General features: G+C 69.6%; 13 protein-coding genes and 3 rRNA genes. 15 read left to right on the forward strand and 1 reads right to left on the reverse strand.

The features are described 5' to 3' along the window. Positions 1 to 427 precede the first annotated feature (427 nt). From BX266_RS24615 to BX266_RS24630, 4 genes are all read left to right on the forward strand, one after another. Positions 428 to 1,081 (forward strand): response regulator transcription factor, encoded by a 654-nt coding sequence (locus BX266_RS24615; RefSeq protein WP_099903185.1) that lies wholly within the window; start codon positions 428 to 430, stop codon positions 1,079 to 1,081. Positions 1,082 to 1,124: 43 nt separating this feature from the next. Next, a complete protein-coding gene (locus BX266_RS24620; RefSeq protein ID WP_099903187.1) occupies positions 1,125 to 2,426 on the forward strand; it encodes a HAMP domain-containing sensor histidine kinase in 1,302 nt (433 codons plus the stop codon). Positions 2,427 to 2,629: 203 nt separating this feature from the next. After that, positions 2,630 to 3,607 (forward strand): acyl-ACP desaturase, encoded by a 978-nt coding sequence (locus tag BX266_RS24625; protein WP_099903189.1) that lies wholly within the window; start codon positions 2,630 to 2,632, stop codon positions 3,605 to 3,607. Between the two features lie 568 nt (positions 3,608 to 4,175). Beyond that, complete coding sequence (locus tag BX266_RS24630) at positions 4,176 to 4,475, forward strand: DUF4193 domain-containing protein (protein WP_043909894.1); 300 nt, start codon at positions 4,176 to 4,178, stop codon at positions 4,473 to 4,475. Between the two features lie 247 nt (positions 4,476 to 4,722). Here BX266_RS24630 and BX266_RS24635 read toward each other — a convergent pair whose 3' ends face one another. Next, complete coding sequence (locus BX266_RS24635) at positions 4,723 to 5,172, reverse strand: DUF3093 domain-containing protein (RefSeq protein WP_099903191.1); 450 nt, start codon at positions 5,170 to 5,172, stop codon at positions 4,723 to 4,725. A 95-nt stretch (positions 5,173 to 5,267) separates the two neighbouring features. Here BX266_RS24635 and BX266_RS24640 point away from each other — a divergent pair, with 95 nt between their 5' ends. The 11 genes from BX266_RS24640 to BX266_RS24690 all read left to right on the forward strand — a co-directional run bounded on the left by BX266_RS24640 (position 5,268) and on the right by BX266_RS24690 (position 24,187). Further along, positions 5,268 to 5,855 (forward strand): PaaI family thioesterase, encoded by a 588-nt coding sequence (locus BX266_RS24640; RefSeq protein WP_259464835.1) that lies wholly within the window; start codon positions 5,268 to 5,270, stop codon positions 5,853 to 5,855. Continuing rightward, a complete protein-coding gene (gene dut, locus BX266_RS24645) occupies positions 5,852 to 6,319 on the forward strand; it encodes a dUTP diphosphatase (RefSeq protein ID WP_099903193.1) in 468 nt (155 codons plus the stop codon). The genes BX266_RS24640 and dut overlap by 4 nt, the downstream gene beginning before the upstream one ends. 151 nt (positions 6,320 to 6,470) lie before the next feature. Further along, entirely contained in the window at positions 6,471 to 7,262 is a 792-nt protein-coding gene (locus BX266_RS24650; RefSeq protein WP_099908275.1) for a DUF3710 domain-containing protein, read from the forward strand. A gap of 403 nt (positions 7,263 to 7,665) precedes the next feature. Then, positions 7,666 to 9,182 (forward strand): 16S ribosomal RNA (locus BX266_RS24655). Positions 9,183 to 9,443: 261 nt separating this feature from the next. After that, positions 9,444 to 12,549: ribosomal RNA gene (locus tag BX266_RS24660) — 23S ribosomal RNA — on the forward strand. 65 nt (positions 12,550 to 12,614) lie between these two features. After that, positions 12,615 to 12,731: ribosomal RNA gene (gene rrf / locus BX266_RS24665) — 5S ribosomal RNA — on the forward strand. The 16S, 23S and 5S rRNA genes sit together here, the layout of an rRNA operon. A 75-nt stretch (positions 12,732 to 12,806) precedes the next feature. Then, entirely contained in the window at positions 12,807 to 16,238 is a 3,432-nt protein-coding gene (locus BX266_RS24670) for an ABC transporter permease (RefSeq protein WP_143686988.1), read from the forward strand. Further along, positions 16,235 to 19,159, forward strand: a complete 2,925-nt coding sequence (locus BX266_RS24675) for a hypothetical protein (protein WP_099903197.1) — start codon at positions 16,235 to 16,237, stop codon at positions 19,157 to 19,159. Before BX266_RS24670 ends, BX266_RS24675 begins: the two co-directional genes overlap by 4 nt. Positions 19,160 to 19,286: 127 nt before the next feature. Next, positions 19,287 to 21,485, forward strand: coding sequence for an ATP-dependent RecD-like DNA helicase (locus tag BX266_RS24680; protein WP_099903199.1), 2,199 nt, complete (start codon positions 19,287 to 19,289; stop codon positions 21,483 to 21,485). A gap of 230 nt (positions 21,486 to 21,715) precedes the next feature. Continuing rightward, the gene (locus tag BX266_RS24685; RefSeq protein ID WP_099903201.1) at positions 21,716 to 23,005 is read left to right on the forward strand and encodes a citrate synthase; all 1,290 of its coding nucleotides are present in this window, start codon (positions 21,716 to 21,718) and stop codon (positions 23,003 to 23,005) included. A 462-nt stretch (positions 23,006 to 23,467) separates the two neighbouring features. Beyond that, the gene (locus BX266_RS24690; RefSeq protein ID WP_099903203.1) at positions 23,468 to 24,187 is read left to right on the forward strand and encodes an SDR family NAD(P)-dependent oxidoreductase; all 720 of its coding nucleotides are present in this window, start codon (positions 23,468 to 23,470) and stop codon (positions 24,185 to 24,187) included.

A 24,187-nucleotide genomic window follows, 5' to 3' on the forward strand; every position in this document is an offset into this window, starting at 1 on the left:
CGGCGGGAACCGATAAACCCCGGCCGAGCGCCCGTGACCGGGTGCAGGTTCCGGTCGGGCACTCGTGCGGCGCTCGAGCCGCGACCCGGTGGCTTTCGATCCCTGGCCGGTGCGGATGGGGCACTCGGCGGGTGGTGGCCGCAATGCTCCGACAGGAGGGCACCGCGGTGTGTCCCTGGTCCTCCCCACCCGAGGCCCCCGGAAACCTCCCCGACACGGAAAAGTTGCCCGCGTCACAGTCCAATCGGCAAGCGCCGCCTCCGTTTTCAGTACCGCCACACCGGACTTACGACTGCTTTACCGCGCGACCAGGCAGGATGGAGACACCGTCGGATCCGTCTGCCCGTCTGCCCGGATCCGCGCCCGGCGCACCTCGGCCCGCACGGGCAGAACGGCCAGGGCCGCTCCAGCAGAAGGGACAACCACCGTGCGGGTTCTCGTCGTCGAGGACGAGCAGCTGCTCGCCGAGGCCGTCGCCACCGGTCTGCGCCGGGAGGCCATGGCGGTCGACGTCGTCTACGACGGGGAGGCCGCGCTGCAGCGGATCGCGGTGAACGACTACGACGTGGTGGTGCTCGACCGGGACCTTCCGCTCGTCCACGGCGACGACGTGTGCCGCCGGATCGTCGAACAGGGCCTGGCCACCCGGGTGATCATGCTGACCGCCTCCGGCGACATCAGCGACCGGGTCGAGGGCCTGGAGATCGGCGCCGACGACTACCTCCCCAAGCCGTTCGCTTTCAGCGAACTCGTCGCCCGGGTAAGGGCGCTGGGCCGCCGCGCCACCGTCCCGCTGCCCCCCGTGCTGGAGCGCGCCGGGATCAGCCTGGACCCGGGCCGCCGCGAGGTCATCCGCGACGGCAAGCCCGTCCAGCTGGCCCCCAAGGAATTCGCCGTGCTGGAGGTCCTGATGCGGGCCGGCGGCGCCGTGGTCTCCGCCGAGCAGCTGCTCGAGAAGGCCTGGGACGAGCACACCGACCCGTTCACCAACGTCGTCCGGGTCACCGTGATGACCCTGCGCCGCAAGCTCGGCGACCCCCCGGTGATCGTCACCGTCCCGGGCTCCGGCTACCGGGTGTGACCCGCACCCCCGAACCACCCACCGTCTGAGAGGACTTCCGGCCATGACCACCCCGCCACTCCCCGGCGGGGCCCCCGGCACGCCCGCCCCGGGCCCAGACCAGGTGCCCCCGCGCCCGGCACACCCCCCGCGCAGGCCCGACCGCGACCGCGCCGACGACACCTACCACCCCGGCGACGGACTCTTCGCCTGGCTGTCGCTGCGCCCCACCATCCGGATCCGGCTCACCCTGCTCTACGGCGGGATGTTCCTGATGGCCGGCGTGGTCCTGCTGCTGCTGATGTACTACTTCGTCCGCTCGGCCTTCGACCAGGCCCAGCTGCCGCACCTGACCCTCGGCCGGGGCGTCACGATCAACGTCGACGGCCGGGTGATCAGCGACCAGGAGACCCTGGACCGGGCGATCTCCGAGCTGCAGGCCGGCAACAGCAGCCAGGCGCTGTCCACGCTGCTGCGCCGCGCCCTGACCGCCCTGGTCTGCCTCGCGGTGATCGCCTTCGCGGTCGGCTACGCGATGGCCGGCCGGGTGCTGCACCCGCTCGGCCGGATCACCCGCACCGCCCGCGAGGTGGCCGGCAGCGACCTGCACCGCCGGATCGACCTGGACGGCCCGGACGACGAGCTCAAGGAACTCGCCGACACCTTCGACGAGATGCTGGAGCGCCTGGACCGGGCCTTCGACTCGCAGCGCCGGTTCGTCGCCAACGCCTCGCACGAGCTGCGCACCCCGCTGGCGATCAACCGCACCCTGCTGGAGGTGCAGCTCGCCGACCCGGAGGCCTCGCCCGACCTGCAGCAGCTGGGCAAGACCCTGCTGGCCACCAACGAGCGCAGCGAGCAGCTGGTCGAGGGCCTGCTGCTGCTGGCCCGCAGCGACAACGAGCTCACCGAGCGCCGCCCGGTGGACCTCGCCGAGGTCGCCCAGCGCGCGATGGAGCAGACCCGCCCGGAGGCCGGCAACCGCGAGGTGGAGCTGCGCGCCGAGCTGGCGCCCGCGCCCGCGCACGGCAACGGCGTGCTGCTGGAGCGGATCGCGCTCAACCTGCTGCAGAACGGCGTGCGCTACAACAGCCCCGGCGGCTGGGTGGAGATCACCAGCTCCGCGGTCCGCGGCGGGGGCGGCGAGCTGGTGGTGAGCAACACCGGCCCGGTGGTCCCCGGCTACGAGCTGGAGCACATCTTCGAACCGTTCCGCCGCCTCAGGAGCACCGACCGGACCCGCAGCGACAAGGGCGTCGGGCTCGGCCTGTCCATCGTCCGCTCCGTGGTGCGCGCCCACGGAGGCACCATCGAGGCCACTGCCCGCCCCGGAGGCGGCCTGCGGGTGCAGGTCCGGATCCCGTAGCCCTCCGCACGCCCACGGCCCGGCGGTGACCCGTACACGCCGTCGGGCCCCGCTCGACTCCTCCCGACCGCCCCTGCCCAGCCGTGTCAGAACGACATAAGCGCTGGACAGGGGCGGCTTGTCATTTGCGGCCGGAAGAACTTACGGTTACGTAACCTACGCAGCCGTAGGTCCGCCCGTCCCATCCGCCAGGAGCTACCGCCGTGACCATCGCCCCCGTGCAGCGCACCGCCACGACCGCCTGGACCGACGCCAGGCTGATCCTCGCGCTCGAAGAGGTCGTGGAGACCGAGCTCAACCGCCACCTGAAGGTGGCCAAGGAGTGGATGCCGCACGAGTTCGTGCCGTGGAGCCAGGGGCGGGACTTCGACGGCGTGCTGGGCGGCGAGGCGTGGTCGATCGAGCAGTCCAAGGTGACCCACCTGGGCCGGATCTCGCTGGTGGTCAACCTGCTGACCGAGGACAACCTCCCCAGCTACCACCACGAGATCGCCAGCATGTTCGGCCGCGAGGGCGCCTGGGGCACCTGGGTGCACCGCTGGACCGCCGAGGAGGGCCGGCACGGCATAGCGATCCGCGACTACCTGCTGGCCACCCGCGCCGTCGACCCGGTCGAGCTGGAGCGGGCCCGGATGGCGCACATGTCCGAGGGCTTCGAGTCGGACAACGCGCACAGCATGTTGCAGTCCGTCGCCTACGTCGCCTTCCAGGAGCTGGCCACCCGGATCGCCCACCGCAACACCGGCCACCACTCCGGCGACCCGCTCTGCGACCAGCTGCTGGCCAAGATCGCCAACGACGAGAACCTGCACATGGTCTTCTACCGGAACCTGCTGAAGGCCGCCCTGGAACTCGCCCCCGACGAGGCCATGCGGGCCATCGCCGACGTGGTGATCAACTTCCGGATGCCCGGCCACGGCATGCCCGGCTTCGAGCGCTCCGCGGCCCAGATCGCCATCGGTGGGATCTACAACCTGCGCATCCACCACGACGACGTCCTGCAGCCCGTGCTGCGCCACCTGAAGGTCATGGAGGTCTCCGGGCTCGGCCCGGTCGGCCAGCAGGCCCAGCAGGAGCTGGGGGCCTTCCTGGACGGCCTGGACACCCAGGCCACCCGCTTCGACGAGCGCCAGGCCGCCCTGCTGGCCCGCCGCGCCGCCGCGGCCGCCGCCCGCGCCTGATCCGCGCCGCCCGCCTTCCCACTGCCCACGCGCCGTCCGGAGCCGACCGCTCCGGACGCCCTCCCGGCCCGGCCGGACGTTCCGCTCGGTATGCGGACAATCCGGCCGAGCGAGCCCGGGTCGAAAGGCCCTTTTTCGCAAGAAACGCCCGCTGTCGCGTCCAATGTGACGAAGCTCACACCGGCCCGGGAGGTCCGTTCGGGCGACCCGGCCGGGTGATCACCCGTTCGGGTGCGCCGGTAGCACTCGGTCACCGTCCCGTTCGATCCGACGGGAGCGGATTGGCCGTCAAGAACCGGACTCCGCCGCCCAGTTGCGGCCTCGGATGCCCCCAAACGATCACGGACGGTAGCAGTCGACAACCTGCGGTCCGAGCCGGTTCACCCGTACGGTGGATCGCGTTCGGACCCCGTTCGATCACCCCGACGGGCCCCCCACTGGGTGTCGATTGAGTAACGGGGCTTGAAGTAAGGCACAATCTCGGCCTCGGGTCGGGCACAAGACCGGCCCCCCAGGCGTTACGTGCGCTGGAGATACCGCACACACCCAAAGGGGGAGAGCGAAAACTATGGCAACGGACTACGACACCCCACGCAAGACCGATGACGACCTCAACGAGGACAGCATCGAGGAACTGAAGGCCCGCCGGAACGAGAAGGCTTCCGGTTCCGTCGACGTCGACGAGTACGACGCCAACGAAGGCCTGGAGCTCCCCGGCGCCGACCTCTCCAACGAGGAACTCTCGGTCCGCGTCCTGCCCCGACAGGCGGACGAGTTCACCTGCATGAGCTGCTTCCTGGTCCACCACCGGAGCCAGCTCTACAGCGAGAAGAACGGCCAGCCGATCTGCCGGGACTGCGGAGCCTGAAACGGAGCGGCAGAGGCCCGGGCGGGCGAGACCCCTCCGCCGGCCCGGTATGCCGCCCCGGCCGGCCTTGAGCAGCAAGGCCGGAGGCAGTAGCAGCGACCGCCCCGAGCGGTCGCACCCGGCAGTGCGCGAAACGCGCGCCTGCACCCGCAGTGCTCGCAGACAGACCGAAAGGGACGGCCCCACCGACCGGTGGGACCGTCCCTTTCGGCATCTTCGCGCCGATGAACCTTTCAGCCCGTACCCGTCAGCGCCCGCGGCCCCCGGCCGCCTCGTCCAGCGCGTCCGCCAGCCGCTGCGGGGAGCGGGTCGACAGGTACAGGTACGGCGTCGGGTCGGCCGGATCGGTCACCTCGACCTTCAGCGCCGTCGGCACGTAGCTGCGCAGCAGCATGAAGGCCCGCGGATCGGCCTTCACCGAGCGCCAGGCCACCGCCTCCTTCGGGTTCAGCACCTCGGCCGCCCCCAGCGCGCTCACCGGGATCCGGGCCGGCCCCGCCACCAGCGACCCCTGCACCACCCGGATCCGCGCCGAGCCGTAGCTGCTCAGCGCGGCCGCCCCCGCGGCCACCCCGACGACCAGCCCGACCAGGGCGGCCACCCCGCTGAACCGGAGCAGGATCAGCCCGAGCGAGAGCCCGAGCGCCACGGACAGCAGCCACCAGGACCGCGGGACGGTGAGACGTTCCTCGTACATGCCCCCATTGTGGGCACGCCCCCCACCGCCCCCGGCCCCCGGGGCCCCGCTGCCGATCCTGTCCCGGCAAGCTACCGGCAGGTAGGGTCGCCGCTGTGAACGGACCCATCGCCACCCCCACCACACCGCCCGCGGACGCCGAGCTGCCCGAGCGCTCCCCGCTGGCCCCCGCGCCCGGCACCGTCATCGGCTCCCACTACGACGAGTGCTTCGGCTGCGGTCCGCACCATCCCCAGGGCCTCCAGCTCACCGCCGTGGCCGGCGAACACCTCGACGTCACCGCCCAGTTCACCGTCAAGCCGGCCCACCAGGGCGGCCCCGGCCTGGCCCACGGCGGCGTCCTGGTCAGCGCCATGGACGAGACCCTCGGAACGCTCAACTGGCTGCTCGGCGCCCCCGCCGTCACCGGCCGCCTGGAGACCGACTTCGTCCGCCCCGTCCCCGTCGACTCCGAACTCCACATCCACGCGCGGGTGACGGGCGTCCACGGCCGCAAGGTCTACAGCGCCGCCGAGGGGCGCATCGGCGGCCCCGAAGGACCGGTCGCCATCCGGGCTCAGGCACTTTTCATCCAGGTGAAGCTGGAACACTTCACCACGCACGGTCGTCCTGAGGACGTGCAGAAGATCCTGGACGACCCGGACCAGATCAAGCGTGCCCGAGCCTTCGAGGTGAACCCGTGACCGACCCCGTCCGCCCGCCCGTCGACATCCTGATCCGCCGCCTCGACCCGGAGATCCCGCTCCCCGCCTACGAGCACCCCGGCGACGCCGGGGCGGACCTGCGCACCACCGTCGACGCGGAGCTGAAGCCGGGGGAGCGGGCCCTGCTCCCCACCGGCATCTCCATCGCGCTACCGGACGGCTACGCGGCGTTCGTCCACCCCCGCTCCGGACTGGCCGCGCGCTGCGGAGTTGCACTGGTGAACGCCCCGGGGACGGTCGATGCCGGGTACCGTGGTGAGATCAAGGTGATCGTCGTCAACCTGGACCCCCGAGAGCCGGTCAGCTTCAAGCGAGGGGACCGGATCGCCCAGCTGGTCATCCAGCAGGTCGAGAAGGCCCGCTTCCACGAGGTGGGTGAACTCCCGGGTTCGGTCCGCGCCGAAGGCGGGTTCGGCTCGACCGGCGGTCACGCCGCGGTCTAGCATGCGCCGCGGCCTCGGCTCAGCCGGGCAGCACGACGAGCGGGTGGAGACGGTGCAGTTGCAGCGGTTTTCGGCCGGTCCGATGGGTAGCAGGTAGCAGATATTCGCGTTCGGTCTTGGATTCGGTCTTGGACCGGGAAGGACAGTGACCGTGTTCCGTCGTCGCAAGAGCGAGGACGCTGTCGAGCAGCTCGCCGAGGACGCCATCAGCGCCGACGAGACGGCCGATGACGTCGAGGGTTCCGTCGAGAGCGAGAACGACACCGAACTGGACCCGGCCGAGCGGGTCGGCCTGCCGCCGGCCCCGCGCCCGGACGGGCCGTGGGACGTCTCCGAGCTGGAGAAGCCCGAAGAGGGCCGGGTCGACCTCGGGGGCCTGCTGGTCCCCGGCGTCGAGGGCATGGAACTGCGGGTCGAGGTCGCAGGAGACGCGATCGTCGCCGCCACTCTGGTCCTCGGCAACAGCGCCATCCAGCTCCAGGCCTTCGCCGCCCCCAAGTCCGAGGGCATCTGGGGCGAGGTCCGCGAGGAGATCGCCGGCGGCATCACCAGCCAGGGCGGCGCCGTCGAGGAGGAGGAGGGCCCGCTCGGCTGGCACCTCCGGGCCCAGGTCCCCGTCCAGCTCCCGGACGGCGCCCAGGGCGTCCAGCTGGTCCGGTTCGTCGGCTGCGACGGCCCCCGCTGGTTCCTCCGCGGCGTGATCTCCGGTCAGGCCGCCGTCCAGCCCGAGATGGCCGGTCTGCTCGAAGAGGTCTTCCGTCAGACCGTCGTGGTCCGCGGCGAGGCGCCGATGGCCCCCCGCGACCCGATCGTCCTCAAGCTCCCCGAGGACGCGCAGATGGTCGCCGACGGCGCCGCCGCCCCCACCGAGGGCGACTCCCCGTACAGCGGGGGCTCGATCGACCCGTTCTCGCGCGGCCCCGAGATCACCGAGGTCCACTGACCTTCCGGACGCCCCGCGTCCCCTTCCGCCCCCGCGCCAACCCGGCGCGGGGGCGGATTTGCTTTGCGGCCGCCGGTCCCCGTACAGTTCCGGAGTCGCGCCGAGAGGGGCGAACGAAAGCGAGTTCGAGGAAACACCGGTGAAACGGTGGCGAAAACCTCTGATAAGCTTGAAACACGAAAGAACGAAGCGCCCGGAGATTCGATCGGAAGATCGGTCGAAGGAAGCGTCCGTTCCTTGAGAACTCAACAGCGTGCCAAAAGTCAACGCCAGATATGTTGACATCCCCGGCCTCGGACTTGTTTCGGGGTTGGAGATTCCTTTTGAAGTAAAACACTAGCGAGGACGCAGTGCGCAGGGCCGCCTTATTCCGGTGGTTGCTGTGCCGCTCCCCGTGGAGACATTCACGGAGAGTTTGATCCTGGCTCAGGACGAACGCTGGCGGCGTGCTTAACACATGCAAGTCGAACGGTGAAGCCCTTCGGGGTGGATCAGTGGCGAACGGGTGAGTAACACGTGGGGAATCTGCCCTGAACTCTGGGACAAGCCTTGGAAACGAGGTCTAATACCGGATACGACCTTCTCCTGCATGGGGGTTGGTGGAAAGCTCCGGCGGTTCAGGATGATCCCGCGGCCTATCAGCTTGTTGGTGGGGTAATGGCCTACCAAGGCGACGACGGGTAGCCGGCCTGAGAGGGCGACCGGCCACACTGGGACTGAGACACGGCCCAGACTCCTACGGGAGGCAGCAGTGGGGAATATTGCACAATGGGCGAAAGCCTGATGCAGCGACGCCGCGTGAGGGATGACGGCCTTCGGGTTGTAAACCTCTTTCAGCAGGGAAGAAGCGCAAGTGACGGTACCTGCAGAAGAAGCACCGGCTAACTACGTGCCAGCAGCCGCGGTAATACGTAGGGTGCGAGCGTTGTCCGGAATTATTGGGCGTAAAGAGCTCGTAGGCGGCCTGTCGCGTCGGATGTGAAAGCCCGGGGCTTAACCCCGGGTCTGCATTCGATACGGGCAGGCTGGAGTGTGGTAGGGGAGATCGGAATTCCTGGTGTAGCGGTGAAATGCGCAGATATCAGGAGGAACACCGGTGGCGAAGGCGGATCTCTGGGCCATTACTGACGCTGAGGAGCGAAAGCGTGGGGAGCGAACAGGATTAGATACCCTGGTAGTCCACGCCGTAAACGTTGGGAACTAGGTGTTGGCGACATTCCACGTCGTCGGTGCCGCAGCTAACGCATTAAGTTCCCCGCCTGGGGAGTACGGCCGCAAGGCTAAAACTCAAAGGAATTGACGGGGGCCCGCACAAGCAGCGGAGCATGTGGCTTAATTCGACGCAACGCGAAGAACCTTACCAAGGCTTGACATACGCCGGAAACGTCTAGAGATAGGCGCCCCCTTGTGGTCGGTGTACAGGTGGTGCATGGTTGTCGTCAGCTCGTGTCGTGAGATGTTGGGTTAAGTCCCGCAACGAGCGCAACCCTTGTTCTGTGTTGCCAGCGAGTAATGTCGGGGACTCACAGGAGACTGCCGGGGTCAACTCGGAGGAAGGTGGGGACGACGTCAAATCATCATGCCCCTTATGTCTTGGGCTGCACACGTGCTACAATGGCCGGTACAAAGGGCTGCGATGCCGTGAGGCGGAGCGAATCCCAAAAAGCCGGTCTCAGTTCGGATTGGGGTCTGCAACTCGACCCCATGAAGTTGGAGTTGCTAGTAATCGCAGATCAGCATGCTGCGGTGAATACGTTCCCGGGCCTTGTACACACCGCCCGTCACGTCACGAAAGTCGGTAACACCCGAAGCCGGTGGCCTAACCCGTAAGGGGAGGAGCCGTCGAAGGTGGGACCAGCGATTGGGACGAAGTCGTAACAAGGTAGCCGTACCGGAAGGTGCGGCTGGATCACCTCCTTTCTAAGGAGCACATGGCAGCTTCGGGCGAATGTCCTGGAGTGCTAGCTCATGGGTGGAACGTTGACTATTCGGCACACTCGGTGAAGACCGCTAGTACTGCCTTTCGGGGCGTGGAACGCGGTTCTGGGTCGGGTGTGTCGGGCACGTTGTTGGGTCCTGAGGGAACGAGTCTTCGTTGTCTCAGTGGTCGCCGGTCCCATGCTTGGTGAGGTGGGTGTCTGGTCGTTGTTTGAGAACTGCACAGTGGACGCGAGCATCTGTGGCCAAGTTTTTAAGGGCGCACGGTGGATGCCTTGGCACCAGGAACCGATGAAGGACGTGGGAGGCCGCGATAGGCCCCGGGGAGCTGTCAACCGAGCTTTGATCCGGGGGTGTCCGAATGGGGAAACCCGGCAGTCGTCATGGGCTGTCACCCATACCTGAACACATAGGGTATGTGGAGGGAACGCGGGGAAGTGAAACATCTCAGTACCCGCAGGAAGAGAAAACAACCGTGATTCCGGGAGTAGTGGCGAGCGAAACCGGATGAGGCTAAACCTGAGTGGTGTGAGACCCGGCAGGGGTTGCCACTTGGGGGTCGTGGGAGTGAGCTTGATCGGTCTGCCGGCCGGTCGGCGAGTCAGAAACCGTATGGGTAGTCGAAGGACATGCGAAAGGTCCGGCGTAGAGGGTAAGACCCCCGTAGACGAAATCTGTACGGCTTGCTTGCTCATTTCCCAAGTAGCACGGGGCCCGAGAAATCCCGTGTGAATCTGGCGGGACCACCCGCTAAGCCTAAATATTCCCTGGTGACCGATAGCGGATAGTACCGTGAGGGAATGGTGAAAAGTACCGCGGGAGCGGAGTGAAATAGTACCTGAAACCGTGTGCCTACAAGCCGTGGGGGCAGTCTTCGGACTGTGACTGCGTGCCTTTTGAAGAATGAGCCTGCGAGTTTGCGGTGTGTAGCGAGGTTAACCCGTGTGGGGTAGCCGTAGCGAAAGCGAGTCCGAATAGGGCGCCCATAGTTGCATGCCCAAGACCCGAAGCGGAGTGATCTAGCCATGGGCAGGTTGAAGCGCGGGTAAGACCGTGTGGAGGACCGAACCCACCAGGGTTGAAAACCTGGGGGATGACCTGTGGTTAGGGGTGAAAGGCCAATCAAACTCCGTGATAGCTGGTTCTCCCCGAAATGCATTTAGGTGCAGCGTCGCGTGTTTCTTGCCGGAGGTAGAGCACTGGATAGGCGATGGGCCTTACCGGGTTACTGACCTTAGCCAAACTCCGAATGCCGGTAAGTGAGAGCGCGGCAGTGAGACTGTGGGGGATAAGCTCCATGGTCGAGAGGGAAACAGCCCAGAACACCGACTAAGGTCCCTAAGCGTGTGCTAAGTGGGAAAGGATGTGGAGTCGCAGAGACAACCAGGAGGTTGGCTTAGAAGCAGCCACCCTTGAAAGAGTGCGTAATAGCTCACTGGTCAAGTGATTCCGCGCCGACAATGTAGCGGGGCTCAAGCACATCACCGAAGTCGTGTCATTGCAGCAATACTCCCAACGGAGGCTGTGATGGGTAGGGGAGCGTCGTGTGCCGGGTGAAGCAGCCGAGGAATCGAGTTGTGGACGGTTCACGAGTGAGAATGCAGGCATGAGTAGCGATACAAGAGTGGGAAACTCTTGCGCCGATTGACCAAGGGTTCCTGGGTCAAGCTGATCTGCCCAGGGTAAGTCGGGACCTAAGGCGAGGCCGACAGGCGTAGTCGATGGACAACGGGTTGATATTCCCGTACCCGCTTTGAAGCGCCAACGTCGAACCAGGTGATGCTAAGGCCGTGAAGCCGGCCCGGAGTCTTCGGACAAAGGGACGTGGTGGAGCCGCCGACCCAAGCCTGTAGTAGGTGAGCGATGGGGTGACGCAGGAAGGTAGTCCAGCCCGGGCGGTGGTAGTCCCGGGGTAAGGGTGTAGGCCGTGAGGTAGGCAAATCCGCCTCACAATAGGCTGAGACCTGATGCCGAGCCGATTGTGGTGAAGTGGATGATCCTATGCTGTCGAGAAAAGCCTCTAGCGAGTTTCATGGCGGCCCGTACCCCAAACCGACTCAGGTGGTCAGGTAGAGAATACCGAGGCGTTCGGGTGAACTGTGGTTAAGGAACTCGGCAAAATGCCCCCGTAACTTCGGGAGAAGGGGGGCCATTGCTGGTGAGGGGACTTGCTCCCTGAGCTGGTGGTGGCCGCAGAGACCAGCGAGAAGCGACTGTTTACTAAAAACACAGGTCCGTGCGAAGCCGTAAGGCGATGTATACGGACTGACGCCTGCCCGGTGCTGGAACGTTAAGGGGACCGGTTAGTCTGGTTTCGACTAGGCGAAGCTGAGAACTTAAGCGCCAGTAAACGGCGGTGGTAACTATAACCATCCTAAGGTAGCGAAATTCCTTGTCGGGTAAGTTCCGACCTGCACGAATGGCGTAACGACTTCTCGACTGTCTCAACCACAGGCCCGGTGAAATTGCATTACGAGTAAAGATGCTCGTTTCGCGCAGCAGGACGGAAAGACCCCGGGACCTTTACTATAGCTTGATATTGGTGTTCGGTTCGGCTTGTGTAGGATAGGTGGGAGACTTTGAAGCCGTGACGCCAGTCATGGTGGAGTCGACGTTGAAATACCACTCTGGTCGTGCTGGATGTCTAACCTGGGTCCGTGATCCGGATCAGGGACAGTGTCTGGTGGGTAGTTTAACTGGGGCGGTTGCCTCCTAAAGGGTAACGGAGGCGCCCAAAGGTTCCCTCAGCCTGGTTGGCAATCAGGTGTTGAGTGTAAGTGCACAAGGGAGCTTGACTGTGAGACTGACGGGTCGAGCAGGTACGAAAGTAGGGACTAGTGATCCGGCGGTGGCTTGTGGAAGCGCCGTCGCTCAACGGATAAAAGGTACCCCGGGGATAACAGGCTGATCTTCCCCAAGAGTCCATATCGACGGGATGGTTTGGCACCTCGATGTCGGCTCGTCGCATCCTGGGGCTGGAGTAGGTCCCAAGGGTTGGGCTGTTCGCCCATTAAAGCGGTACGCGAGCTGGGTTTAGAACGTCGTGAGACAGTTCGGTCCCTATCCGCTGTGCGCGTAGGAGTGTTGAGAAGGGCTGTCCCTAGTACGAGAGGACCGGGACGGACGAACCTCTGGTGTGCCAGTTGTCCTGCCAAGGGCATGGCTGGTTGGCTACGTTCGGGAGGGATAACCGCTGAAAGCATCTAAGCGGGAAGCCTGCTTCGAGATGAGCACTCCCACCTCCTTGAGAGGGTAAGGCTCCCAGTAGACGACTGGGTTGATAGGCCGGATATGGAAGCCCTGTAAGGGGTGGAGTTGACCGGTACTAATAGGCCGAGGGCTTGTCCTCAGTTGCTCGCGTCCACTGTGTTGTTCTGAAACAACGACCCACTCCGGTGGATAGTTTCATAGTGTTTCGGTGGTCATAGCGTGAGGGAAACGCCCGGTTACATTCCGAACCCGGAAGCTAAGCCTCATAGCGCCGATGGTACTGCAGGGGGGACCCTGTGGGAGAGTAGGACGCCGCCGAACAATCATTCATGAAAGGGCTCCAGCCTCACGGCTGGGGCCCTTTCTGCATTTCCGGAGGCCCAACGAGTGGGGTCCGTGATCGTCTGGATGTTGTCTGCGCGGGGGGTTGGCGTCAGACTTCCCGTCAGGATTGGTCCAGACCATCGGGTCGACGGAAGGGCTGCGGGGGACATGGGCGCGGACGGGCGGGGTTCGCCGGCGGGGGTGCGTCGGGCCGGGCAGCACGGGGTGGTGCTGGGGGCTGCGGCGGTGACGGTGTGGGTGGCTGTGGCGGTGCTGACGGCGTTGACGGCGCTGACGGCGAGTTCGGTGACGCAGGGGATGCGGCACCGGCTGGCGGCGGATCCGAGGGTGTCGGTCTCGGTGCTGGGGCGGTACGCGGCGGGTGGGGATACGGCGGCGGATGCGCCGGTACGGGCGGCGTTGCACCGGGCGTTGCCGGGGATGCCGGCCCGGATCGAGGAGGCGTGGCACGGGTCGGTGCCGTTGGAGGCGCCGTTGCCGCAGGTGGCGGGTGCGGTGGGGACGGGGGCCTCGGGCCTGCGGGTCTCGCCGTTGGCGGTGGCGGAGCCGGAGCGGTTCGCCGAGTTGTCGCAGGGTGCCTGGCCGGTCGGGTCGGACCAGGTGGCGGTGTCGGAGTCGGCGGCGCGGTGGCTGGGGGTGTCGGTCGGGGCGCGGGTGCCGTTGCAGCAGTCGGCGGGTGCGGTGCTGCCGGTGACGGTGAGTGGGGTGTACCGGGAGGCGCCGGGGTCCGAACCGCTGTGGCGCGCTTGGGGGTTGGCGTCGGCGTTGGACTCGCCGGCGGGCCTGGTGCTGGGATCGCCGGAGCTGGTGCGGACGCATCCGGTGTTGCAGGACCAGGTGGTGGTGCAGTGGACGGCGGTGCCGGATCCGGGGCGGTTGCGGCCGGAGGGGCTGACGGCGTTGCGGGACCGGGTCGAGCGGCTGACGGGCGGCGATGTGTCGCGGGCGGTGTTCCGGGGTGCGGAGCCGTCGGTGAAGGGGCTGCGGGGGGCGAGTGACCTGCCGGTGGCGGTGGACGATCTGTGGTCGCCGATGACGGTGGCGCGGTCGGGGATGCTGGTGCCGGTGACGATGCTGGCGGTGCTGTCGGCGGTGACGATGGTGCTGACGGCTCGTCAGTTGGCGCAGTCCCGGCGGGTGGAGCTGCTGTTGCAGCTGGCACGCGGGGCGGGGCGGGCGCGGTTGGTGGGGGCTGCGGCGGCGGAGTGGGCGCTGTGCATGGTGCCGGCGGTGCTGCTGGGGTTGTGGGTGGCGGGACCGTTGCTGCGGGTGCTGGCCGGGCTGGGGTTGCCGGTGGACGGGGCTGCGGAGGAGACGGTCGGGCCGGCGGCGTGGGCCGTGGCGGGGGTGGCTTTGCTGCTGCACGGGTGTGCGGCGTTGCTGCCGGTGGTGTGGACGGCGGACGGTGGCGAACGGGAGACGCCGTCGCGGGGTGCGCGGCGGGCGGCGGCGCAGCGGGCCGGGGCGGATCTGGTGCTGGCGGCGGTGGCGGTGCTGGCGTACCTGCAATTGCGCAGGTATCAGGGGCTGTTGAGTCCGGTGTCGAGTGCGGTGGGGTTCGATCCGGTGCTGGTGTTGGCGCCGGTGGTGATGACGGTGGCGGCGGCGTTGCTGTTGCTGCGGCTGTTGCCGCCGTTGGGGCGGGCGTTGGAGTCGGCGGCGCGGCGGGGGCGGGGTTTGGTGGCTCCGTTGAGCGGGTGGCAGGTGAGCCGGGGGCGTGCGGGGCAGGCGGCGCCGGTGTTGTTGATGGCGTTGGCGCTGGCGGTGGGGGCGCTGACCACGACGGCGATCGCGGGGGAGGGGCCGAGCGATCGGGACCGGGCGGCGTTCGAGTTGGGTGCGGACCTGCGGGTGACGCGTGGTGAACTGCCGCCGGGGGCGCGACGGGCGGCGCTGGCGGGGCTGCCGGGGGTGGCTGCGGTGACGCCGTTGGCGGTGGAGCGGGGCGAGGTGTACGGCGTGAAGACCGAGGTGGTGGCGGTGGACACGGCGTCGGTGCAGTCGGTGGCGACGCCGGAGCGGGCCGCTTCGGGTGCCTGGACGCATGCGGTGCCGGCGGTCCGGTCGGATCAGGTGCAGGGTTCGCCGGCGGTGGAGTTGGCGCGACTGCGGGCGGGCGTCCCGGTGCACGGGATGGTGGTGGCGGGGCGGCCGGCGGCGTTGGACGTCCGGGTGGCGTTGTCGGCGGCGGACCGGGTCGGTCCGGTGTGGCTGGCGGCCCGGGTGGAGGACGCGAGTGGCCTGGTGACGGAGGTGCAGGCGCCGCTGACGGCGGACGGGGTGTTCCGTTCGGTGTCGTTGCCGCTGGCGTCGGGTTCGTTGAGCTTCCCGCTGCAGGTGACCGGGCTGGTGCTGCGGACGGCGGCGCGGGGCTTCCCGCGGGCGACGTTGGCGCTGACGGTGTCGGGGATCGAGGGGGCGTCGCTGCCGTCGGGGGCAAGCTGGGTGGATGTGACCCGGGGGCCGGTCGGGACGGCGGGGTTGGGGTGCCCCGGCGGCGGTGACCCGGACCGGCCGCGGGCCGAGGCAGGGGTGTGTGAACTGTCCTCCGTGGAGGGTGGGTTGCTGCGGGCGGTGGTTCGCGGGCCGGCGCCGGACGCGGTGGCGGACGACGGGTCGGACGCGGTGACGTTCGGGCTGCTGGCGGCGGGTGCGCCGAAGCGGGTGCGCGGGATGCCTACGGCGGGGTTCGTGGTGCCGGCGTTGGCGAACCGGGCGTTCCTGGCGCAGGCCGGTGTGCGGGTGGGCCGGGAGCTGCGGGTGTCGAGCGGCGCCGAGGACCTGTTCGGGCTGCGGATCGTCGGGGAGTTGGCGGACGTCCCGGGCGGGTCGGGCCGGGAGCAGGCGCAGGTGCTGGTGGACCTGCCGGCGTTGTCGGCGGCGCGGGCGGGGCAGGGGCTCCGGCCGGTGGTGGACGAGGCGTGGCTGGTGGCGGCGGGGTCGAGGTCCGGTGCGGCGGAGGCGGAGCGGGCGATCGTGGCCGATCCGCGGCTGGGCCGGGTGGAGAGCGTCCGGGCGCGGGCGGCGGCGTTGGCGGAGGACCCGTTCCGGGCTGGGCGGCGCAGTGCGCTGGTGTTGTCGTTGGCTCTGTCGCCGGTGTTCGCGGTGGCGGGGTTCACGGTGCACGCGGTGGGCTCGGCGCGGTCCAGGCGGCGGGAGTTCGCGGTGCTGCGGGCGCTCGGGGTGCGGCGGCGGCAGCTGGCCGGGGTGCTGCGGCTGGAGCAGTTGGCGGTGGTGGGGTTCTCGGTGCTGCTGGGCGGGGTGCTGGGGGTCGCGCTGGCTGCGGTGGTGCTGCCGTTGATCGTGGTGGACGGCGGTGGGCGGGCGGTGTTCCCGGCGTTGGAGTTGACGGTGGGGTGGGGGTGGACGGCGTTGGTGGTGCTGGCGACCGGCCTGGGGGTCGGCGCGGTGGTGGTGGTGCTGTCGCGGGTGTTGGCGCGGGTCGATCTGGCGCGTGAGCTGCGGGCGGGGGAGAACGGATGAGCGGGCTGCGGGGGTTCGGGGGGTGGCGGCCGGCGCTGCGCGAGGTCCGGACGGGCCGGCCGGTGCTGGTGGTGCTGGCGGCGCTGTCGGCGGTGCTGACCGTCGCGGTGTTGCTGTGGCCGCCGGTGTTCGACGGCTTGTCGACCGCGGAGTTGGACCGGCGGTTGGCGGTGGAGCAGGTGAACGGCCCGCTGGTGACGGCGCGTTCGACGGTTTCGGCGCCGCGGGACCGGACGGGGCGGTCGACGGCGCCGCAGTTCGGGACGCTGGACGGTGACCTGACCCGGGTCGGCGAGGGCCTGCGGCAGGGTTCCTCGGGGGAGTTGGCGCGGACCCTGGTGCGGGTGTCGGGCTGGGCGGAGAGCGACGGGATGGAGGTGTCCGGCCCGGGGGTGCCGAAGCCGCACGGCAATGCCGGGGTGCTGTCGCTGGCGTACCCGCAGGACGCGGCGGACCGGGTGCGCTGGGTGGCGGGCCGGGCACCCGGACTGCCGGCCGATCCGGCGACCGCGCCGATCGAACTGGGGCTGTCCCGGCCGGTGTTGGAGCAGTTCGGGTTGGCGGTGGGCCAGCGGGTGGAGCTGGCGGGCAGCACCTCGGTCACCGGGGCGGTGGTGGTCGGGGTGTTCGAGCCGCTCGACGGGTCGGACGATCTGTGGCGTGAACTTCCGCTGCTGAACGCGCCGTTGGACGCGCCGGTGCCGAGCGGGCACGTGCGTTACGGGGAGGCGATGGTGGCCCCGGCGGCGCTGGAGGCGATGGAGGCGCGCGGGTCGCTCTCGTTGGCGGCGACCTGGGTGTTCTGGTCGGCGCAGCAGCCGTGGGGGACCGGCGGCACGGCCGCCGGGGTGCGTGAACTGGCCTCCGGGGCGCGGTTGTTCGCGAAGTCCGCGATCGGACGGCTGTGCGGCGAGATCGTTTTCGACAACTCGGAGTGCCCGGCCGGGGTGCGCACCGTGCACCCGCCGCAGGTGCAGGAGCGGCTGTCGGACCTGGCGGACCGGTTCGCCGGGCAGCGGGTGCGGACGGTCTCGCTGCAGTCCTTCGCGCTGGCGGGCCTGTTGACGATCGGGGTGTCCACGGCGGTGGCGGCGGCCCGGCTGGGCGCGCGCCGCCGGGAGGCGGCGCTGGCGCTGCAGCGGGCCCGCGGTGCAGGTGAGCTCGCGCTGGCCGGTCTGCGGCTGCTGGAGGCCGCCCCGGCGGCCCTGGCGGGCCTGCTGGCGGGCTGGCTGGTGTCCGTGCGGCTGGCGGACGGGCGCCCGTTGGGTCCTTGGTGGCCCGCGCTGGCTCCCGCGGTGCTGGTGGCCTCGGCCCCGGCCGTGGCGGTGTGGTGGCAGGGCCGGGTGGTGCGTCGGGCCGGTCGGGAGCCGTTGCGCCGGCGGGGCCTGCGGCGGGCGTTCGACCTCTCCGGGCGGCTGGTGGTGGAGGCCGCGGTGCTGGTCCTGGCCGGGGCGGGCGTGCTGCAGTTGCGGCTGCGCGGGGCGCTGCCGACCGCCGACGCGGCCGACCCCGACCCTCAACTTGCTCTGGTTCCGGTGATGTTGGGCCTGGCTGCGGTGGTCGTGGTGCTGCGGGTCTACCCGCTGCCGCTGCGCTTGCTGATCCGGTGGGCGCGGCGGCGCCGCGGACCGGTCGCGCTGGTAGGTCTGGCGCAGGCCGCGCGGCGTTCGGGGGCGGCCGCGACGGCGCTGCTGGTGCTGGTGCCCGCACTGGCCTGCGCGGTGTTCGGCGCGCTGGTGTCCGGGACGGTCCGGCACGGCCGGGTGGCGGCCGCCGAGTGGCGCACCGGCGGCGACGCGGTGGTCCTCGGGCCCTCGCAACGTCCGCTGCCGGTCGAGGAGTTGGCGAAGGTCCCGGGTGTCGGCGGGGTGCTGCCGGTGCGTGGCGGGGTGGCGGCGCTGACCGCCGACGAGGACGGCGCCGTGGTGAAGGACGTCGGCCTGGTCGGGGTCGACGCGGCGCAGCTGGCCCGGATGGAGCCCGGCTCCCCGGTGGCGGCGGCGCTGACCGCCGCAGGCCTGTCCGCGCCGCTCGGTGCGGGCTCCGAACTCCCGGCGCTGGCGGACCCGGTGACGGCGGCCCGGTTCCCCGACGGTTCGTTCGACGCGGACGCCGGCGTCACCAGGTTCCGGGTCCGGATCGTCGGCGTGCTGCCCGCCGGGGCGGCCGCCGACCGGGCGATCGGCCCGGTGGTCGGCGAGGTCCGCAGCACCGGACCGCTCCTGGTCTTCGGCGGCCCCGGTGCGGACCGGCTGCCCAGGCAGACCGGCCGGCGCAACGCCGCCGTCCTGTTCGCCGAGCCCGGCCGGCCCGGGTCGACGGCCGGTTCGCAGCGGATCGACGGGGCCCGGCTGCGGGCCGTGGTCGCGGGCTCGGCGGCGACCGCGGGGGCGGGCGGCGCCGGTGCGGCGGGCGGCGCGGTGCTGCGTGGAGCGCCGGTCGAAGTTCGCGACCTGAACGGCGAGTTGGGGGCGTCCGCGGACGACGGCTTGGTGGCTGCGCTGGAGGTGGCGTTCGGGAGCGCGGCGGCGATCGGTCTGCTGCTGGGGCTGGTGGCGGTGGTCCTGGAGCTGCTGCTCGGTGCGGCGGAACGAGGGCGGATGCTGGCCCACCTGCGGACGCTGGGGCTGGGCGCGAGGGCCGCGGCGGGCGTCCAGGTGGTGCAGCTGCTGCCCGTGCTGGCCGCGGCGGTGGTCGGCGGGACGCTGCTCGGGCTGGGCCTGCCGTGGCTGCTCGGGCCGGCGCTGGAGCTACGGGCGTTCACGGGCGGCGCGGGAGCGCCGGCGTTCGCGCCGGACTGGGCGGCTGTTGGCGCCGCCGCGCTCGGGCTGGTGGTGCTGGTTCCGTGCGCCGCGGTGCTGGAAGGGGTGGCGGGCCGGCGGCGGGTGCCGCGAGTGCTGCGGCTCGGTGAGAGCGGATAGGTTCCGCCCCTTCGCTTCGCCGGAGGTACCCCCGCGCCCTGCCTGGACGCGGACGGCTTGGGTGGGTGTCGGTGGGGGCGGGTACGGTCTGGTTCGCGAGGTGTCCTGATGGTGTGTGAGGTGTCCGTTGCAGCTGGCTCAGGTGGAGGGGGTCCTGGAGCGGATCACGTACGCCAATGAGGAGACGGGGTACACGGTCGCGCGGGTGGACACCGGGCGGGGGGCCAATGACCTGCTGACGGTGGTGGGGGCGCTGTTGGGGGCGCAGGTGGGGGAGAGCCTGCGGCTGTTCGGGCGGTGGGGGTCGCATCCGCAGTACGGGCGGCAGTTCACGGTGGAGAACTACACGACGGTGCTGCCGGCCACGGTGCAGGGGATCCAGCGCTACCTGGGCTCGGGGTTGATCAAGGGGATCGGCCCGCGCTTCGCGGAGCGGATCGTGGAGCGGTTCGGGGTGGAGACCCTGGAGGTGATCGAGACCGAGCCGAAGCGGCTGATCGAGGTGCCGGGCCTGGGGCCGAAGCGGACGAAGATGATCGCGAAGGCGTGGGAGGAGCAGAAGTCCATCAAGGAGGTGATGGTCTTCCTGCAGAGCGTCGACGTGTCGACGTCGCTCGCGGTGCGGATCTACAAGCAGTACGCGGACGCGTCGATCGGGGTGGTGAAGAACCAGCCGTACCGGCTGGCGTCGGACGTGTGGGGCATCGGGTTCCTGACGGCGGACCGGATCGCGCAGGCGGTGGGGATCCCGCACGACTCGCCGGAGCGGGTGAAGGCCGGCCTGCAGTACGCGCTGTCGCAGTCCACCGACCAGGGCCACTGCTACCTGCCGGAGGAGCGCCTGATCGCGGACGGCGTGAAGCTGCTGCAGGTGGACGTCGGGCTGGTGATCGACTGCCTGGCGGAGCTGGTCGCGGCGGAGGGCGTGGTGCGCGAGCGCCTGCCGGGCGCGGAGGGGCAGGAGATCACCGCGGTGTACCTGGTGCCGTTCCACCGGGCGGAGATCTCGATGGCCAATCAGCTGCTGCGGCTGCTGCGGGCGGACGAGGACCGGATGCCGTGGTTCCGGCAGGTGGACTGGCCGGCGGCGCTGGGCTGGCTGGCGGGGCGGACGGGGGCCGAACTCGCGCCGGAGCAGGAGCAGTCGGTGCGGCTGGCGCTGACCGAGAAGGTGGCGGTGCTGACCGGCGGGCCGGGCTGCGGCAAGTCGTTCACGGTGAAGTCGATCGTGCAGTTGGCGTTGGCGAAGCGGGCGAAGGTGGTGCTGGCGGCGCCGACGGGTCGGGCGGCGAAGCGGCTGGCGGAGCTGACCGGTGCGGAGGCGTCGACGGTGCACCGGCTGCTGGAGCTGAAGCCGGGCGGGGACGCCGCGTACGACCGGGACCGGCCGCTGGACGCGGACCTGGTGGTGGTCGACGAGGCGTCGATGCTGGACCTGATCCTGGCGAACAAGCTGGTCAAGGCGGTGGCGCCGGGCGCGCACCTGCTGTTCGTGGGGGACGTCGACCAGCTGCCGTCGGTGGGTGCGGGCGAGGTGTTGCGGGACATGCTCTCCGCGGGCAGCCCGATCCCGTCGGTGCGGTTGACCAGGATCTTCCGGCAGGCCCAGCAGTCGGGCGTGGTGGTGAACGCGCACCGGATCAACGAGGGCCTCCCGCCGCTGACCGAGGGTCTGCCGGACTTCTTCCTGTTCGTCGAGGACGACGCGGAGCGCGCCGCGGGCCTGACGGTGGACGTGGTGGCCCGCCGGATCCCGCAGCGCTTCGGCCTCGACCCGCGGCGCGACGTCCAGGTGCTGGCGCCGATGCACCGCGGCCCGGCGGGGGCGGGCGCGCTGAACACGCTGCTCCAGTCGGCGGTCACCCCGGCCCGGGAGGGCCTGGCCGAACGCCGCTTCGGCGGGCGGACGTTCCGGGTCGGCGACAAGGTGACGCAGATCCGGAACAACTACGAGAAGGGGCGCAGCGGTGTCTTCAACGGCACAGTGGGCGTCGTGACCGCACTGAGCGTGGACGACCAGCGACTGACGGTGCTGACCGACGAGGACGAGGAGGTGCCGTACGACTTCGACGAGCTGGACGAGCTGGCGCACGCGTACGCGGTGACGATCCACCGTTCGCAGGGCAGCGAGTACCCGGCGGTGGTGATTCCCGTCACGACCTCGGCGTGGACGATGCTGCAGCGGAACCTGCTCTACACGGCGGTCACCCGGGCGAAGAAGCTGGTGGTCCTGGTGGGGTCGCGCAAGGCGATCGGGCAGGCCGTGCGGGCGGTGAGCGCGGGTCGGCGGCACTCCGCGCTGGACCACAGATTGGCTGCTGGCTGAGGGTCAGGGGGTACGGTACGTTCAGAGGTTGTCTTGACGTGAAGAGATTTAGGGCGGAACCTGGTCTGGTTGCCGATCTTGTCCGGTTCGCACCGGCAGCGGCGGCAGACTTTGTAGCCCCCGGTCCTTCTCGGGGGTCACCCCCGGGTGCGCGGCCGTCCTTCGGGTGGGGGATCGTTGAGACAGTCAGGGCAGTCGGATGAGGATCAAATTTCGTCGGTGAGGAAGACGTGAGCGACAAATCGGTAGTACTGCGGTACCAGGGCGGCGAGTACGAGTACCCCGTCGTCGACAGCACTGCGGGCAACGCCGGCTTCGACATTTCGAAGCTGCTCCCGCAGACCGGCCTGGTCACCCTGGACAACGGTTTCGGCAACACCGCCGCCAACAAGTCCGCGATCACCTTCATTGACGGTGACGCCGGCATCCTGCGCTACCGCGGCTACCCGATCGAGCAGTTGGCCGCGGAGGCCAACTTCATCGAGACCGCCTACCTGCTGATCAACGGTGAGCTCCCGAACGCGGACCAGCTCTCGGCGTTCAGCACCGAGATCACCCAGCACACCCTGCTGCACGAGGACGTCAAGCGCTTCTACCAGGGCTTCCCCCGGGACGCGCACCCGATGGCGATGCTCTCCTCGGTGGTCGGCGGGCTCGCCACCTTCTACCCGGAGAGCCACAACCCGTTCGACGAGGCGCAGCGCAACCTCTCGACGGTCCGCCTGCTGGCGAAGCTCCCGACCATCGCGGCGTACGCGTACAAGAAGGCGATGGGCCAGCCCTTCGTCTACCCGCGCAACGACCTCGGCTACGTCGAGAACTTCCTGCGGATGACCTTCGCCGTCCCGGCCGAGGACTACGAGCTGAACCCGGTCGTGGTCAACGCCCTGGACAAGCTGCTCATCCTGCACGCGGACCACGAGCAGAACTGCTCCACCTCCACGGTGCGCCTGGTCGGCTCCTCGCACGCCAACCTGTTCGCCTCGATCTCGGCGGGCATCTCGGCGCTCTGGGGCCCGCTGCACGGCGGCGCCAACCAGGCCGTGCTGGAGATGCTGGAGCAGATCCAGAAGGACGGCGGCGACGTCGACGCGTTCATCCGCAAGGTGAAGAACCGCGAGGACGGCGTCAAGCTGATGGGCTTCGGCCACCGCGTCTACAAGGCGTTCGACCCGCGCGCCGCGCAGGTCAAGGTGCTCGCCCACGAGGTGCTGGCCCAGCTCGGCAAGTCCGACGCGCTGCTGGACATCGCCCTCAAGCTGGAGGAGCACGCGCTCAAGGACGACTTCTTCGTCTCGCGCAAGCTCTACCCGAACGTGGACTTCTACACGGGTCTGATCTACCGCGCGATGGGCTTCCCGACCAGCATGTTCACCGTGCTGTTCGCGCTCGGCCGGCTCCCCGGCTGGATCGCCCACTGGCACGAGATGATCAAGGACCCGAGCAGCCGCATCGGCCGCCCGCGCCAGGTCTACACCGGCATCGAGATCCGCGACTACGTGCCGCTCGACGCCCGCTGAGGCTGCCGCACGCACAACGGCTGGGGCCCGGTCCCACCTCCCGCAGAGGGAGTGTGGGACCGGGCCCCAGCCGTTCGCCGTGCTGGGGCGCACGACGCCCGGGACGGCCCCGGGGGGAAACGGCCGCTCAAAGCGTCCCCCGGATCCCGGGACCGGCCCGGCGTCGTGCGCGAGGGCCGTCGACGAATCGACTGCCCGTCCGGGGCCCGCCGGAGCCCCGCTCTACAAAAGGTAAGACGTATCAGGGGGCGCAGAGTTACGCCAGGGGGGTGTGAGTTGCCTCTCTCCACTCTCCGTGTGCATCCGCGCACCCGAATGCCGCACTCATACCACACCGCACGGGCGGGGCGCGGTGTCACCCACCCCGCAGCCATCGCAACCCAGCGTGATAGGAATCGTGGCAATCCGGTACGGACCGCCTGCCATCCGCGGCGCGGTGAACGGTCAGGGAGGGAGCGCGCTGTGGCCAGGAACGTCGTCGTCACCGGTGGGGGCACCGGCATCGGCCTGGAGGTGGCCCGGCGCTTCGCCGAGACGGGTGAGCGGGTGGTGATCGTCGGTCGTCGTCCCGGAGTCCTCGACCGGGCCGCCGAGGAGCTCGGCCCGAACGTCTCCCCGCTGGTGTGCGACCTGGCCGACCCGGACGCCGTCGAGGCCGCGCTGGACGCCCTGCCCGCCCGGATCGACGTCCTGGTCAACAACGCCGGCAGCCGGGAGACCGTGCTCGGCGCCGGGCCGCACGCGGTGCTGGCACGCTGGCGCGGCGACTTCGAACGCAACGTGCTGACCGCCGTGCTGCTCACCGAGTCGATCCGCGACCGGCTCACGCCGGGCTCCGGCCGGGTGGTCACCGTCTCCTCGATCGCCGCGCTGCGCGGCGCCGGCTCCTACGGGGCCGCGAAGGCCTCCCTGCACGCCTGGAACCACTTCCTGGCCGCCCAGCTCGGACCGTCCGGGATCACCGCCAACATCGTGGCCCCCGGCACCGTCGCGGGCACCGAGTTCTTCGGGCCGCGCCTGGACGAGGCCGAGGTCGCCCGCCGGGCGGCGCGCACCCTGCTCGGCCGGATCGGCGAGTCCGGCGAGGTCGCCGCCGCCGTGTACTTCCTCGCCTCCGCCGAGGCCGGGTTCATCACCGGCGAGATCCTGCACTGCAACGGCGGCGAGCTGCTCGGCCGCTGA

Origin of the sequence: Streptomyces sp. TLI_171 (assembly GCF_003610255.1) — a bacterium.
GTDB lineage: Bacteria > Actinomycetota > Actinomycetes > Streptomycetales > Streptomycetaceae > Kitasatospora.

Excerpts from the sequence above, each read along its gene's own strand:
- BX266_RS24635 (WP_099903191.1), bottom strand. The coding sequence starts at position 5,172 with ATGTACGAGGAACGTCTCACCGTCCCGCGGTCCTGGTGGCTGCTGTCC.
- BX266_RS24675 (WP_099903197.1), top strand. The coding sequence starts at position 16,235 with ATGAGCGGGCTGCGGGGGTTCGGGGGGTGGCGGCCGGCGCTGCGCGAG.
- BX266_RS24620 (WP_099903187.1), top strand. The coding sequence starts at position 1,125 with ATGACCACCCCGCCACTCCCCGGCGGGGCCCCCGGCACGCCCGCCCCG.
- BX266_RS24630 (WP_043909894.1), top strand. The coding sequence starts at position 4,176 with ATGGCAACGGACTACGACACCCCACGCAAGACCGATGACGACCTCAAC.